The sequence below is a fragment of the Shewanella sp. T24-MNA-CIBAN-0130 genome (assembly GCF_040310185.1).
Lineage (GTDB): Bacteria > Pseudomonadota > Gammaproteobacteria > Enterobacterales > Shewanellaceae > Shewanella > Shewanella psychromarinicola.
In genome coordinates, this window is record NZ_JBEOPP010000311.1 from 1 (window position 1) to 272 (window position 272).

1 protein-coding gene is annotated in these 272 nt (G+C 38.6%); it reads right to left on the bottom strand.

The genetic code is table 11. The features are described 5' to 3' along the window. Positions 1-272 (bottom strand): GGDEF domain-containing protein (locus AAEZ02_RS22520; protein WP_351125279.1); only part of this gene is annotated, 272 nt, incomplete at both ends.

Genomic DNA, 272 nt, shown 5'->3' on the forward strand with positions numbered 1-272 from the left:
TGCTATCTCCGCCCTCATGACCAAAATTGTCATTAATCACTTTAAAGTAATCGATATCGATAACCAACAAGGATAACTGTTGGTTAAATCTGATCGCTCTGGCACATTCTTGTTTTGCTAATTGGTTATATGAGCGACGATTATGCACCCCAGTTAGTTGATCTGTATTCACTAAACTTTCGATTTGTTGATGTGCTTGTTCTAGTGATGTTTGTGCCTGTTTTAGGTTGGTGATATCTGCGCCCATAATAATGGTGTAACCACTGTCTAAG